10 protein-coding genes are annotated in these 14,150 nt (G+C 49.3%); 6 read left to right on the top strand and 4 right to left on the bottom strand.

Features of this window, described 5'->3' with window-relative positions:
- Positions 1-3: 3 nt before the first annotated feature.
- Positions 4-1,221, bottom strand: a complete 1,218-nt coding sequence (locus H511_RS0104245) for a XylR family transcriptional regulator (RefSeq protein ID WP_036758742.1) — start codon at positions 1,219-1,221, stop codon at positions 4-6.
- 216 nt (positions 1,222-1,437) lie between these two features.
- Between H511_RS0104245 and xylB the strand changes: the two genes are divergently transcribed.
- Both xylB and H511_RS0104235 read left to right on the top strand, forming a co-directional pair.
- Entirely contained in the window at positions 1,438-2,889 is a 1,452-nt protein-coding gene (xylB, locus tag H511_RS0104240; protein ID WP_027251191.1) for a xylulokinase, read from the top strand.
- Positions 2,890-3,081: 192 nt separating this feature from the next.
- Positions 3,082-4,470: a sugar porter family MFS transporter gene (locus tag H511_RS0104235; protein ID WP_027251190.1), complete on the top strand. Its 1,389-nt coding sequence runs from the start codon at positions 3,082-3,084 to the stop codon at positions 4,468-4,470.
- Between the two features lie 377 nt (positions 4,471-4,847).
- Here the strand turns inward: H511_RS0104235 and xylA are convergent, their stop codons facing one another.
- The gene (gene xylA, locus H511_RS0104225; protein WP_027251188.1) at positions 4,848-6,167 is read right to left on the bottom strand and encodes a xylose isomerase; all 1,320 of its coding nucleotides are present in this window, start codon (positions 6,165-6,167) and stop codon (positions 4,848-4,850) included.
- A gap of 342 nt (positions 6,168-6,509) precedes the next feature.
- On the opposite strand from xylA, the gene H511_RS0104220 reads away from it, so the two are divergent.
- Both H511_RS0104220 and H511_RS0104215 read left to right on the top strand, forming a co-directional pair.
- Positions 6,510-7,901, top strand: a complete 1,392-nt coding sequence (locus H511_RS0104220) for a glycoside-pentoside-hexuronide (GPH):cation symporter (protein WP_027251187.1) — start codon at positions 6,510-6,512, stop codon at positions 7,899-7,901.
- A gap of 4 nt (positions 7,902-7,905) precedes the next feature.
- Positions 7,906-10,272: a glycoside hydrolase family 3 N-terminal domain-containing protein gene (locus H511_RS0104215; RefSeq protein WP_027251186.1), complete on the top strand. Its 2,367-nt coding sequence runs from the start codon at positions 7,906-7,908 to the stop codon at positions 10,270-10,272.
- Between the two features lie 92 nt (positions 10,273-10,364).
- Here H511_RS0104215 and H511_RS0104210 read toward each other — a convergent pair whose 3' ends face one another.
- Positions 10,365-11,015 (bottom strand): MalM family protein, encoded by a 651-nt coding sequence (locus H511_RS0104210; protein ID WP_027251185.1) that lies wholly within the window; start codon positions 11,013-11,015, stop codon positions 10,365-10,367.
- A 401-nt stretch (positions 11,016-11,416) separates the two neighbouring features.
- Here H511_RS0104210 and H511_RS0104205 point away from each other — a divergent pair, with 401 nt between their 5' ends.
- Complete coding sequence (locus tag H511_RS0104205) at positions 11,417-11,602, top strand: hypothetical protein (RefSeq protein ID WP_027251184.1); 186 nt, start codon at positions 11,417-11,419, stop codon at positions 11,600-11,602.
- A 294-nt stretch (positions 11,603-11,896) separates the two neighbouring features.
- On the opposite strand, the gene H511_RS0104200 is transcribed toward H511_RS0104205, so the two are convergent.
- On the bottom strand, positions 11,897-12,511 hold the full coding sequence (locus tag H511_RS0104200; protein ID WP_211225185.1) for a LysE family translocator: 615 nt from the start codon (positions 12,509-12,511) through the stop codon (positions 11,897-11,899).
- A 519-nt stretch (positions 12,512-13,030) separates the two neighbouring features.
- Here H511_RS0104200 and H511_RS0104195 point away from each other — a divergent pair.
- A complete protein-coding gene (locus H511_RS0104195; RefSeq protein WP_237582843.1) occupies positions 13,031-14,086 on the top strand; it encodes a substrate-binding domain-containing protein in 1,056 nt (351 codons plus the stop codon).
- The last annotated feature ends 64 nt before the right edge of the window (positions 14,087-14,150 follow it).

Below are 14,150 nucleotides of genomic sequence, written 5' to 3'. Positions count from 1 at the left end.
GCGTTAGTTAATATCCGTGTCGTGATCTTCCCCTTTGCGGTAATCCTTAGGGGTGAGATTGAAATTCTTTTTAAACACTGAGTACATGTACTGCAAGGACGGGTAGCCACATAAAGAAGCGATTTCAGCGATTGGCAGTTCTGTGGTGCGCAGCAGATTACAGGCTCGCTTCAGCTTAGAGTTGTGGATTTCCTGATGGATAGAATGCCCACGTTCTTCTTTAAATCGTGTTTCCAGATTTGAACGGGAAACACCGACGTAGTTCAGCACCTGATCGACTTTGATACCTTTGATTGCATTGTGGCGAATGAAATGCATTGCCTGAATGACATAAGGATCGCGCAGCGCCTGAAAGTCTGTACTTTGGCGTTCATAAACCTGGGTCGGCGGAATGAGCACTTTGCTGTGGCGGATTATATTCTGCCGGGGGCTATCTTCTGCGTCCTGTTGTTCTTTACGAAGCAAAATGTGATGGAGCATCTTGGCAGCCTGATATCCCATCTTTTTACAGCCTTGTCCGACAGAGCTGAGAGAAACACGTGTCAGATAGCGTGCAAGCTCTTCATTATCAATGCCTATCACAGCAATTTTATCCGGCACCATCAGGTTAAGATGATCGCACACCTGGAGCAGATGCCTGGCCCGTGAATCCGTTACGGCAATAATTCCTGTCGGTGTTGGCAGATTTTGCAGCCAGTCTGCCAGGCGATTCATGTCATATTGCCAGGTCAGCGGAGATGTTTCATTGCCGCGGTAGATGAATCCTTCGTACCCTTCTTCTTTAACAATCCGCCGGAAAGATTTCTCTCGCTCTGCAGCCCAACGAGACGTGGGGCAGGGCGGTAACCCGTAAAAAGCGAAGTTTTCCAGTCCTTTATCTCTGAGATGCTGGAAGGCCATGTTGACCAGTTGCGCGTTGTCTGTGGCGATATAAGGCAGGTTCGGATAATCATGGTCATTTTCGTAAGACCCCCCGACACCTACTGTCGGGATATTGATTTCTTTAAGGATTTCTTCAATTTCAGGGTTGTCGAGATCCGCAATAATGCCATCACCTACCCAGTTTTTGATGTTGTCTAAATGCACACGGAAATCTTCTTCGAGGAAAATATCCCAGTCACACTGGGTTGCATGCAGATACTCACCGATCCCTTCGATAACCTGTCTGTCGTACACCTTATTGGCATTGAATAACAGGGTGATCCTATAGCGTTTATTCATGGTGATACTTCGTTTAATGTCCTGTCAAAAAACGTAACTGGAGTGTAGCAGCGGCTTATCAGGTACTGTGTGACCCGTACCACACAGAAGAAATCCGTTAATTTGAGTGTGAAAAAACGTAATTGAGAACTTTCTGCAGTGAAAGGAGCATAGAGAAAACCATGCTTGTACGTCTCTATTGCAGATGACGGCACAGATACAGGAGAAGAGGTAGCCATGTTTATTGGTATTGATTTAGGGACATCAGGGGTAAAAGCAATTGTGTTGGATAGCAAAGGCAAAGTATTGGCCAGCCAGACAGTACCTTTATCGGTATCGCGGCCTGAGCCGCTGTGGTCTGAACAACATCCCGAAGACTGGTGGCAAGCCACATGTGAAGTGATGGATGGTCTGCGTCAGCAAATGGATCTGTCACAGGTCTTGGCTGTTGGGCTTGCCGGACAAATGCATGGTGCCACCTTGCTGGACATCCAGGGAGAGGTCATTCGCCCGGCCATTTTGTGGAATGACGGCCGTTGTTTCGCGGAATGTAAGGAACTGGAAGCTTTGGTGCCAGCCAGTCGCGATATCACTGGCAATATCATGATGCCTGGCTTCAATGCGCCGAAGCTGCTGTGGTTAAAAAAGCATGAGCCCGGCAATTTTAATCGTGTGGCGACAGTGTTATTACCCAAAGACTATCTGCGTTTTCGCATGACGGGTGACTTAGCTTCAGATCTGTCTGACTCGGCAGGGACACTGTGGCTGGATGTGGCCAGGCGTGACTGGAATGATGAGCTGCTGGCAGCGACTGGTCTGAGCCGGAAACAGATGCCGTGCTTGTTTGAAGGCAGTGAAGTGACAGGGACCTTATCGCCTGAGATTGCTGAAATGTGGGGGATGCGCTGTGTCCCTGTAGTTGCAGGAGCCGGGGACAATGCGGCTGGCGCGATTGGTGTCGGGATCACTAAGCCGGGCCAGGCAATGCTGTCACTGGGAACATCCGGTGTGTATTTCTCCGTGAGTGATGGTTTTTTATCCAATCCTGAGTCAGCGTTGCACAGCTTTTGTCATGCACTGCCTTCGACATGGCATACCATGTCTGTGATTTTAAGTGCCGCATCATGCCTCAATTGGGCTGCTGAGCTGACAGGTTATCATTCTGTGCCGGCGATGCTGGAAGATGTACAGGCGAACTCGGAGCCAGATTCAACCCTGATATTCCTACCTTATCTGTCGGGAGAAAGAACCCCGCATAATAATCCCAATGCTAAAGGTGTTTTCTTTGGTATGACCCACAGTACACAAGGGGTTGACCTGTGCCGCGCCGTTCTGGAAGGGGTAGGGTTCGCCTTTGCGGATGGGTTTGACGCTTTACACAGTGCGGGAGATATTCCCGAAGAGATCAATCTGATTGGCGGCGGCGCACGCAGTGAGTATTGGCGACAGATGCTCGCTGATATTGTGGGTCATACGCTGGTTTACCGTCTTGGCGGGGATGTCGGTCCGGCACTGGGGGCAGCCCGTCTTGCCCAATTGGGTGTGACAGACGGTGCGCCGTTGTCAGATATCTGCCCGGTTCCCGAGTTGGTACAGCGGCATAGCCCTAATACCGACATGCGGGATTTCTATAATAAAAAACGTAAAATCTATCAAAATATTTATCATAAACTTCAATCTGTTTTCTAATAAGCAAACTTATTAGTAGTGAAAATGGCAGGGCGTAAGTTACTGCCTTTTTTATTTCCGAATTATGAATGACAGTCTTCACATAAGTAAAATTACATAAAGTATGTTTTATTTATCATAATATTAATCATTGCTCCGTATTCACAATATGTAGGTGGAACATACCAATATAAAACCTACACGGAGTTGATTATGAAACAACCTGCTAATGTACTGCATTTGACATTGGTGGTTGCGCTGGGCGGATTACTGTTTGGTTATGATACCGCGGTAATATCCGGTGCAACCGAAGCGTTGCAAACCTACTTTTCACTGGATGCGGCAGAGCTGGGTTTTGCTGCCTCTTCTGCCTTGATTGGTTGCGTTATCGGTGCCATTTTTGCCGGCGGACTGAGTGCCCGTTATGGCCGACGTGGTGCGCTGATCATTGCGGCCCTGCTTTTTTTGATCTCAGCCATCGGTTCGGCAATTCCGGAAAACTACTGGGTATTTATTCTTTACCGGGTGCTTGGCGGAGTCGGTGTGGGGATCGCCTCAATGGTCTCGCCTATGTATATTGCCGAAGTGGCGCCGCCGCAGCGCCGTGGCAGTCTGGTGTCCTGTAATCAGTTTGCCATTATTTTTGGCATGCTGGTGGTGTACTTCGTCAACTACGGTATTGCGCTGTCGGGCTCTGAGGTCTGGCTAAATACGATGGGCTGGCGACTGATGTTTGGCTCTGAAGTGGTACCTGCCGGTATTTTTCTGCTGTTACTCTTTACTGTACCTGAAACGCCTCGCTGGCTGGCTATGCAGGGACGTTATGAGGAAGCCCGCACATTGCTGACAGCCGTTAATAAAGGTGCCGATACAGAAAGCCAGTGGCAGGACATCCATGCTTCACTGCAAGAAAATTCGACTGGCGGTATTGTGTCTAAAGGGCTGCTGGGTGTGCTTGTAATCGGCATTATGCTCAGTGTTCTGCAGCAGGTAACGGGTATTAATGTGTTTCTTTATTATGCGCCGACAATACTGAAAGGCTTCAGTGAATCCAGTATGGATATCGCGTTGCTGCAGACGATACTGGTGGGAGCGGTGAATCTGACCTTTACCGTCATCGCGATTTTTACGGTTGACCGGTTTGGTCGCCGACCATTAATGATGATTGGCGCAGGGATAATGGCGATCAGTATGTTAGCTATTGGTACGGCAGCTTATATGAATGCCATTGGCGGTTATCTGCTGGTGTTTGTTCTGGGTTATATTGCCGCTTTTGCATTATCGCTTGGTCCTGTGACCTGGGTGCTGCTTTCTGAAATTTTCCCAAACAGTGTGCGCTCAAAAGCGTTGTCTATTGCGGTTTTCGCCCAGTGGTTTGCCAATTTTGTTGTTTCTCAGACCTTCCCTATGATGAATGACCACAGCAGCTGGTTATATCAGACCTATAACGGCGGGTTTCCGTTTTGGCTCTATGGGGTGATGGGGATCTTCACTGTGTATTTTGTCTACCGATGGGTGCCGGAAACGAAAGGAAAATCCCTGGAGCAGTTAGAGAGTGTGTGGACGCCGTCTGAAGTGAAAGGCAAGGCTGAGTATGTGTAATCTCTGAATACCTGTGATACTGATTTTGAAGCCCGCCATGCGGGCTTTTTTGTCTCTGGGCACGGCTTCAGTCGCCACCTGTTCGCGCGGGACAGGGAATGTGAAGTAGATGGTTAATGGTGCTCTTGCTCTTTGTTTGGCTTTCGCCCCGGAGGTAATAGCGAGCCGGGTTTGGTTGAGTTGCGAGCGGATTAACCGGCGCACTGCAGGTAATGGCAAGTGGTCAGCCGGCTTGTCAGATCATGTTAAATCGAGAGTGGGGCTGCTGCTGTTGGCAGCATTAACAGACACAGTACTAATCAGTCGGGTAAACCCGTGGTTGCAGAATGAAAAAGGCCGGGTGATATACCCGGCCAAGATTAAACCACGAGAGGTTGTTATTTATAGATAAAGCCGTTCACTATGTTTTCCAGGTACTCTTGCCTGCCGGAAACTGGTTGAGGCTGGATATCATTGGTCAGCGCGAAGTCGGCCAGTGATGCCAGAGACAGATTACCCTGCAGGATTCGCTGTCCGAGTTCGCCGTTCCAGCCGGCATAACGCTGAGCGACATGGTCAGCCAGTCGATCGTTGTCAATCATAGCGGCAGCCCGTTTCAGGGAAAGTGCCATGGTGTCCATGCCGCCAATGTGGCCGTGGAACAAATCCTCGCCATCAATCGACGGACGACGAACGCGGGCATCGAAGTTGAAACCGCCTGTGGTGAAGCCACCGGCTTTCAGGATTTCATACATCACCAGTGTATTTTCTTCCACGCTGTTCGGGAACTGGTCTGTGTCCCAGCCCAATTGCGCATCCCCGCGGTTGGCGTCAATAGAACCAAACAGGCCCAGTGAGGTCGCCGTCGCCACTTCGTGATGGAAACTGTGGCCTGCCAGTGTGGCGTGGTTGGCTTCAATATTGACCTTAATTTCGTTTTCCAGGCCGAACTGCTTAAGGAAACCATATACTGTTGCTGTGTCGTAATCGTATTGATGTTTGGTGGGTTCTTGCGGTTTGGGCTCAATCAGTATGGTGCCTTTAAAACCCGTTTTGTGTTTATGCTCAACCACCAGTTGCATCAGGCGACCCAGTTGTTCACGTTCCTGACGCAAATCAGTATTCAGCAGCGTTTCGTAACCTTCACGCCCGCCCCACAGCACATAGTTTTCACCCCCCAGTCGCTGGGTCGCGTTCATGGCATTAAAAATCTGGGTTGCCGCGTAGGCGAAGACTTCTGGATTGGGATTGGTACCGGCACCATTCATATAGCGAGGGTTAGAGAAGGCATTGGCAGTACCCCAGAGCAATTTCAGCCCTGTCTCGGCCTGCTTGGCTTCCAGCACATCCACCATTGCGGTGAAATTATTGACATATTCTTTAATGGAGTTGCCTTCCGGGGCAACGTCAACATCATGAAAACAATAGAAAGGGACGTTGAGTTTAGCAAAAAATTCAAAAGCGGCGTCCGCTTTCATTTTGGCCATTTCCATCGCATCACCGGCTTGATGCCAGGGACGGTCAAAAGTGCCAGCACCGAACACATCTGAACCTGGCCAGCAGAAGTTATGCCAGTAGCAGGCAGCAAAGCGCAGGTGATCTTTCATTGTCTTACCCAGAATAACTTCATCCGGGTTGTAATGACGGAATGCAAGCGGGTTTGTTGTTTCAGTTCCTTCAAACTGTACCTTGCTGATGTTTTTGAAAAATTCAGTCATAGTCTTCATCCATATACGTCGGTGATCTGTTCGATATCTATTTTTTGCTTTTTTTTGTGTCTCAGCAATTATGAAATTTAACAGTGAATTTCACGGATTTAACTAATGTGCTCTGGCTCCCGAAATAGAAATTAACAGTTCTGTGATTATCTGTTTAATGATGTTTAACTGATTGATATTTAATAACTGTAAGCAGCGGGTAGTAGTGGAAATACAATTTGGTTCACACATGTGAAATATCGTAAAAATGATATCATTTTGCATAAATTGATTTGGGAGAATAATTCATAACAATAAAGAGGAGATTAAAAAAATAAATGACCTGTACCTCTGGAGAAAAAAATGGAAACGATAAAGCTAACGGCAAAGGAAAAGATTGCCTACGGTCTGGGTGACACCGGCTGTAATTTTGTCTGGCAGACGGTAATGTTATTCCTCGCTTATTTTTATACTGATATTTATGGATTGTCTCCTGCCCACATGGGCACCATGTTTCTGCTGGTGCGTGTGATTGATGCGGTCACAGACCCAGTGATGGGGTCGATTGCCGACCGGACCCAAAGCCGTTTCGGACGTTACCGTCCTTATCTTGCCTGGGTGGCAGTGCCATTCGGTATTGCCTGTACGGCGACTTTTTATACCCCGGATGTCGGGGAAACCGGCAAAATTATTTATGCCTATGTGTCGTATATTTTTCTGACGCTGATGTATACGGCGATTAATGTCCCTTACTGCGCGATGGCAAATGCCCTGACCAATGATTCAAAGGAGCGTACATCGTTGCAATCTTACCGCTTTGCGCTGAGTACGGCGGGGGGATTAGTGGTGGCACTGATTGCTCTGCCGCTGGTTGATATTATTGGTGGCGGCAACAAACAGTTGGGCTATCTGGGAGCCATGGCGGTGATGGGTCTGGGCGCTGTCGGCCTGTTCTTCTACAGTTTTTCGAACACCAAAGAGCGTTGCTTACCGGCAGCAAACGAAGTCCAGCAGTCGGTATTTGCCGACATGAAAATCCTATGGAAAAACACCCAATGGCGGGTGCTGTTTGTGCTCAACGTGTTGCTGCTGACCGGTGTTGTGCTGAAGGGGGCCTCTACCATGTATTACGTCAATAACGTGATGGAGCGTCCGGATATCGCCACTTTATTTATGGTAACCGGCATGCTGGCAAATATTGTCGGTGCTATCGGTTCTGCTCCTGTGCTGGGACGATTTGATAAGGTGAAAACGTATCGGGTACTGATTGTATTGTCGGGCTTGCTGTCAGCAGCGTTATTTCTGGTCGAACCAAGCAATGTGGCTATGGTGTTTGCTTTGGTTATCCTGCTGGGGGTTGTGCAGATGAGCACCACGCCTTTGCTGTGGAGCATGATGAGCGATGTAGTGGATTATGAGAAAACCCGCAGTAATCGGGCACTGGGTGGCATGATCTTTTCGACCAATCTGTTTGCTATCAAATTAGGCATCGCAATCGGCGGGGCAATGGTCGGCTGGATTCTGGCGGCTGTTGGTTATGTCGGTGGCGCGGAAAGCCAGTCGGCAGAAGCGGTTGTTTGGATCAATCTCCTTTACACGGTTTTTCCCGGTGTGATTTTTGCGCTGCTGGCTGTCGTTATGGCTTTTTACGAACTCGACAGCCAAAAGCTTAAACAAATTAAAGCGCTGCTGACACTGGATGCAAAAACAGTGCAAGACGCCACAGTCAAAGTACATAACGCAGAACTAGGGTGAATGCATGAGTATCTATAAGAACCCTTCTTATTCCATTGAGGAACGAACACAAGACCTGCTCAGCCAGATGACACTGGACGAGAAAATTGCTCAGATGCATGCACAATGGCTGATTCTCGATCCGCAAGGGGATCATCAAGAACGGGAAATGGAATTCACCGGTGATGCGGTGCGGGCAGATATCAAATCGCGTTTGCAGTTCGGTCTGGGACAGATCACCCGGCCGCTGGGGACGCACTCAGTTGACGCGAAAGCCGGTGTTGAGGCGCTGAATGCGTTACAACACTTCCTGGTTGAAGAAACACGGTTAGGGATACCGGCCATGTCACACGAGGAATGCCTGGTGGGGTTGATGGCCCAGGGAGCAACGCTGTTTCCGTCATCGCTGAACTATGGGCATACCTGGAATCCGGCGCTGATCGAGCAGGCCGGGCAAGCGATTGGCCAGGAAATTCGTCAGGCAGGGGCGCACCAGGGCTTATCGCCTGTGCTGGACGTGTCCCGTGATGTGCGCTGGGGACGCACAGAAGAGGTGTTGGGGGAAGATCCCTACCATGCTGGTGTTCTGGCAACTCGCTATGTTCAGGGGTTACAGGGTAAAGACAGAGATGTACTGGCCACACTGAAGCACTATGTTGGCCATTCATTCAGCGAGGGCGCGCGTAATCATGCACCTGTGCATCTGGGTTTCAAAGAATTGAATGATACCTTTATGCTGCCGTTTGAAATGGCTGTCAAATTAGGTAATGCGGGGTCAGTCATGCCCGCTTATCACGATATTGATAATGAGCCCTGCCATGCCTCCCATTTCCTTCTTACGACTGTATTACGTGAACAGTGGGGGTTTGACGGCCTGATTGTTGCGGATTACGGCGGGGTTGATTTGCTGGCCTCGCATCATGCGGTTGCAGCTGATCGCGCTGAAGCGGCGGCATTGGCATTTAATGCAGGTCTGGATATAGAGCTCCCGGATGACTTGTGTGCCCGGTCGGTGAAAGAGGCGGTTAACCGTAACCTGTTGTCTGAAGCTAAAATTGATGAAATTGTCAGTCGCATTCTGTCGGTAAAATTTGCCCTCGGGCTGTTTGAAAATCCCTATACAGATGTCGCAGCGATCCGGCTGCAGCAGGACAGTGTTAAAGCCGTGGCTTATCAGGTCGCCGTTCAATCTGTTGTTATGACTGAAAATAAAGGCATTTTGCCATTGTCGCAAAAGCAGTCAGTCGCCGTGATCGGGCCGACAGCCGACGACCAGCTGGCGCTATTGGGTGGCTACAGTTTTCCTGTGCACCTGATTCTCAGTAGCGTCGAGGGTGAAACAAAGGTCGCTAAAACGTTGAAGCAAGCGATCACTGAACGTTTGAACGTGAGCGGATATGCCAAAGGTTGCGACATTTTGACGAAGCGCCACGCAGGTGCACCGGTTTTTCCTGGTGATGTCGACCTTGCCTTGGGCCAGATGCAGGAATCGCCGGTGTCGACGGATCGTTCTCAGATTGCTGAAGCGGTTGCTGAAGCGGAAAAAGCGGAAGTGGCTGTAGTGTGTGTGGGGGATCTTGCGGGTCTGTTCCAGACTGGCACAGTCGGTGAGGGCTCAGATGCCGCAAAGCTTGATTTACCTGGCGTGCAGCAGGCGCTGGTGGAAGCTGTCATTAATACAGGCACACCGACAGTTGTCCTGATCACGGGCGGTCGTCCTTATAATCTCAATGGCTGGGAGAGTAAGGCGGCAGCTGTGCTTTACGGCTGGGCACCTGGCCAGGAAGGGGCCGACGCGATCGGCGATATTCTTAGCGGTGCAGTATCGCCGTCGGGGCGTCTGACCTTGTCTATTCCCAAAAACGTCGGGGCAGTACCTTATTACTATAACCATAAGCTGAAAAGCGGCGGCACGCCGATACCGTATCACTTTGGTTCGAAGTATAACTTTGGGTACGGCCTGACTTATACCGGATTCGGCTACCGTAATCTGCAGTTGCAGACTCAGGAAGTGGATATTAGCGGTGAAATTACCCTGTCAGTCGATGTGGTCAATACAGGGCAACGGGACGGCTGCGAAGTGGTGCAGTTATATGTCCGGGATAAGCTGGCTTCTCAGGTCAGACCGATTCGTGAACTTAAAGGGTTTGAGCGTGTTGATATTGCCGCCGGAGAGACAGTCCGTGTGTACTTCACCGTGCCGGTAGATATGCTGAACTTTACCAATAACCAGCATCAGCGAGTGGTTGAGCCGGGCGAATTTGATCTGATGATTGGCCGTTCCAGTTCAGACATTGTACTGACGGCTACCGTCAGTGTGACAGGTAATACACGCGTGTTGCCACAGGACTGGAGGATGCTGAGCCGTGCTCAGGTTGAGCGTATAGGGTAAGTGGTTAACCTAACCGGTTTGCTCTCTGACATCCCTCCGAGACAAGGAGCCAGTCGGTTTTGCTGACTGGCTTTTTCTTGTGTCGGTAACGGTTATTTCGTCGCACGGTTCAAAATCAGCGTTCCGGTGGGTGCGTGCGGGGCAATGAACCAGGGGCGGGGCATGATATCCAGACCAAGGCTGCGATCATACTTGGATTCAATGTCCAGTAAGAGGGTGTAGGTATCCATTTCGCTCTGGCTGGTGTAAACCAGCATATAGTGAACCGGGGGATGGTACTGGCTGAGCGGCAGGGTGATTTCGAGTCTGTCCGGCTCCCGATAAGAGAATGGGCGGTAGCGGTATGCTGTCAGGCTGTCAATCAACAGGAAATCTTCGGTATAAAACTGCACTTGCGGGGCTAAGACGGTCTGGCTGACGAGGCTCGTCAGCGTCAGATCTTGCCGCCTGAGCTGAGGGGTGAGTTTTATCAGTTTGACGAAACTGCGGCCGGAAGATAATTCGAGGATCACATCATCGCTGGAGAGGGTAAAAAGCACGGGTAATTCATCGCAGCAGTCCAGCGAAGGTAATTCCCTCACGGCTGTAAACAACCTGGTCGCGGAGGCTAAATGCTTACGTGCATTTTTTGATTCGGTGACACTGACATTGGGCACGCCATTGACCGTGTTGGGGCTAAATTCGTCTGTGAGCGAACAACTTGTTAATGTCAGTGCCAGTAAGCAAGCAGGCAGGAAGCGCATATTGGCCTCAGCAGTGTTTTACCACCATGTTTCAAACATAGCATCTGCTGCTGCGGTTGATGGTGTTCAGCGTTACAAGTCGCAGGGCCGCCATCTGTCATCTTTAATCACACTTTCATTTTCGTATTGCATGTCTTGCAGCGGTAGATTGCACGACAGGTAAACCTTTCCCATAGTGTTCGTTTTACTCGGTATAGCATTGGATTATCGCAACACATTGTTCCCCCTGATCTTTCAACAGTGACTGATGCCGGGCAGTGTAAGCGGTACTCTTGCTTATCAGTGTGACAGATATCACATTGGTTTTATTGGTGACATAAAGCTGACGACACCGTGACGTAATGTTGACTTTGTGTAGCGGTTTTTTGCTTTTTTTACACTGGGTAAACAAAGGATTAAGTATGGAGTGGCTAGGCTGGGAAAGCAGAAAAGGACGTACTGAACCGGCGTTAATGGGAGCTTTGCTCCCATTGCTGGTACAGTGCACAGGCTCTAGTGGAGAAATTAGAAAGGTCAGGCTGGTTGTACTGTTAAATTTTTCTTTTTTTATTGCAGTTCTTGCAAAGGTAGATGGCTTTACAGGTTAATCGTTGCCAGATGGAACGTTTCAATCTCATTAAATTTGGCTTATCACAACACATTTTTTTCCTTTTTTTTTGTGTTTTTTGACAGACCGCAAATTGTAGTGCACATCGTTGCTTAATTGAAAGTGATTTTTGTCACAAAAAATACTGGAAAATCATGATAAGACGTTTAACCGGTTAGATTTTAACGATGCATTTCAGGGGATTAGCGGAGGATGACGAATTATTGACGAAAAAAGGTATAAAAAATGCCGAACAAATGTCGGCATTATTCTTGATACCCGTCTTTTATCTGGTTCAGCCCAGCGCCAGCCAGACACCCACACCCATCATCAAAGTCCCGGCAATGCGATTGAGATAACGCAGGTTGTCCCCCCTGCTCAGGAACAGACGCAGGCTCTTGCCGCCATTGGCGTAAACCAGTAAGGCAGCAAACTCTGTCATCAGAATGATAGTCAGCAGCCCGGCCATTTGGGGTGCCATTGGCAAATTAATGTTAATGAAAGGTGGCAGCAGGGAGATCATAAAGGCCCACCCTTTAGGGTTGGCAATGGCCGTGATGAATCCCTGAGAAATGAGCTGTCCGCGTTGTGTCACTGTGGGCGTTTCCAGGTTCAGTGACATTTTACCCCTGTTACGCCACATGTTGATGCCCAGCCAGAACAGGTAAGCACCACCCACCCATTTGAGGGCACTGAAAAGCTGAGGATAGTTCAGCATGACGGTGGCAACGCCCATTACAGCCGCAATGGCGACCAGGGCCACACCGAGCAGTTCACCCATCATCATCCAGAGTGCGCGTTTAACACCAATGCTCATCCCCAGTGTCATGGCGAGTGTCATGCACATACCAGGTGTAATCGAAACAAAGAAAAAAGTAGGGATAAATGCGCTTAGTAGGGTGAAATCCAACATATACATCCTGACATGTGTGTTAACAAAAACGATTGTCAGTGTAATCAGTTCGCTGAGGCGATGGTAGTGTTTTGTGACATGACTTGGTCTGAACATCCGGTGGAATGAAAATAAAAAGTGAGGTGCTTCACGCTTTACCACTATCACTTTTTTGTCGTGGATCAGGACTGATCCGACTGTTTTTATTGTGAGTTTTGTTAATAAATGACCAGTTATCAGCATGTTAGCCATTAGACGCGCGTTATGTTGCACCTCACAGGTCAAGGTAGAGTTAGACAGGAATCGTGATTATTGCGACAAAATGAGACGTTTGTTATCAATTTGATTTGACGTGATCGAATTTTGTGCATAAATTTAACTCAAATGAAATATCTTTAACATCCATTAAACATCTTTCACGGAGAGCAAAAATATTTCATTCACTGGTTTATTTCTCAATCTGAAGCTTGGTCGCGGTATCACAAGCTGGTGGCAGTAGGTTGAAAGTTCGTAATCCCCCAAACAAAGGAGAGTGGGATGAGCAAGTTACGTGTCATGAAGAAAACGCTTCAGATGGCTACCGCCACTGTTGCACTGTCCATTCTATCCGCTACCTCACCAGCCATGGCTGAAACCAAAGCGCCGACGCCGTTTAAGTGTAAGCCGGGTGAAACCTATTACATGAACGTAATGGTATCCGGTGTCGAGTACTGGTTCCCTGTCTATGAAATGATGAAAGAAGCAGCACGTTCAATGGGCTGTAAAACTGTCTATACCGGCACGCCGGAATATGATGTGAATAAACAGCTTGCGTCATTTGAGCAGATTCTGGCCAAGAAACCGGCAGGGATCCTGCTGCACCCCATGAACCCGGATCCCTTTATTGAACCTATTAACCGGGCAGCAGAAATGGGTATTCCTGTTGTGACCTTTGCCGCGGATTCACCGAACAGTAAGCGCGTGTCCTTTATTACCTCTGATAACTATCAGGAAGGTAAGTTCGCCGCCGATGCCGTGGCGGAAGACATGGGCGGTAAAGGTGAGTACGCAGTGCTGGAGAACCCGGGCCAGGACAACCACGACAGACGCGTGAGCGCCTTTATTGCCCGTATGAAATCAAAATGGCCTGACATGAAGCTGGTTTCCCGTGCGGCCAGTAATACCGATGCCACCAAAGCCTATAACTCTCTGATGACCATAGCGCAGGCGCACCCGAATCTGGGCGCAGTGTTCATGCCGGAAGCAACCTCTGCCATGGGGGCGGCACAGGCAGCCAAAGAGCTGGGCGGTAAAATCCGTGTGTTCAATGCCGACGTGAACGCCAAGATCCTCGACATGATCAAACAGGGTGAAATCTTCGGTGCGGTGAACCCGAACCAGGGGATGCAGGGTTATATGGGCATGATGCTGCTGTATATGGCGGCGCACCCTGGCCTGATCGATCCGATGAACGACCATGACCGTGCCGGGTATAACCCAATGAGCGTGCCGTTTGTCGACAACGGTTTCTCCATCGTCACCAAAGCCAATGCTGATGATTTCTACTGGGATAAGTACCTGGCGAAACGCGGCACTAAAGGTATTAACGAGTAAGTCCGACCCTGCTGAGGCCCGGTAGCCGGGCCTCTTCCCTCAGCATACTCATGGAGGAGAGACG

The sequence above is a fragment of the Photobacterium halotolerans DSM 18316 genome (assembly GCF_000425165.1).
Classification (GTDB): Bacteria; Pseudomonadota; Gammaproteobacteria; order Enterobacterales; family Vibrionaceae; genus Photobacterium; species Photobacterium halotolerans.
Note: the sequence above shows the minus strand (reverse complement) of the source record. Positions and strands in the feature narration are given on the sequence as shown.

Coding starts and splice junctions, on each gene's coding strand:
- H511_RS0104215 (WP_027251186.1), top strand. CDS start 7,906: ATGAGTATCTATAAGAACCCTTCTTATTCCATTGAGGAACGAACACAA.
- xylA (WP_027251188.1), bottom strand. CDS start 6,167: ATGACTGAATTTTTCAAAAACATCAGCAAGGTACAGTTTGAAGGAACT.
- H511_RS0104195 (WP_237582843.1), top strand. CDS start 13,031: ATGAGCAAGTTACGTGTCATGAAGAAAACGCTTCAGATGGCTACCGCC.
- H511_RS0104245 (WP_036758742.1), bottom strand. CDS start 1,221: ATGAATAAACGCTATAGGATCACCCTGTTATTCAATGCCAATAAGGTG.
- H511_RS0104235 (WP_027251190.1), top strand. CDS start 3,082: ATGAAACAACCTGCTAATGTACTGCATTTGACATTGGTGGTTGCGCTG.
- xylB (WP_027251191.1), top strand. CDS start 1,438: ATGTTTATTGGTATTGATTTAGGGACATCAGGGGTAAAAGCAATTGTG.
- H511_RS0104205 (WP_027251184.1), top strand. CDS start 11,417: ATGGAGTGGCTAGGCTGGGAAAGCAGAAAAGGACGTACTGAACCGGCG.
- H511_RS0104220 (WP_027251187.1), top strand. CDS start 6,510: ATGGAAACGATAAAGCTAACGGCAAAGGAAAAGATTGCCTACGGTCTG.
- H511_RS0104210 (WP_027251185.1), bottom strand. CDS start 11,015: ATGCGCTTCCTGCCTGCTTGCTTACTGGCACTGACATTAACAAGTTGT.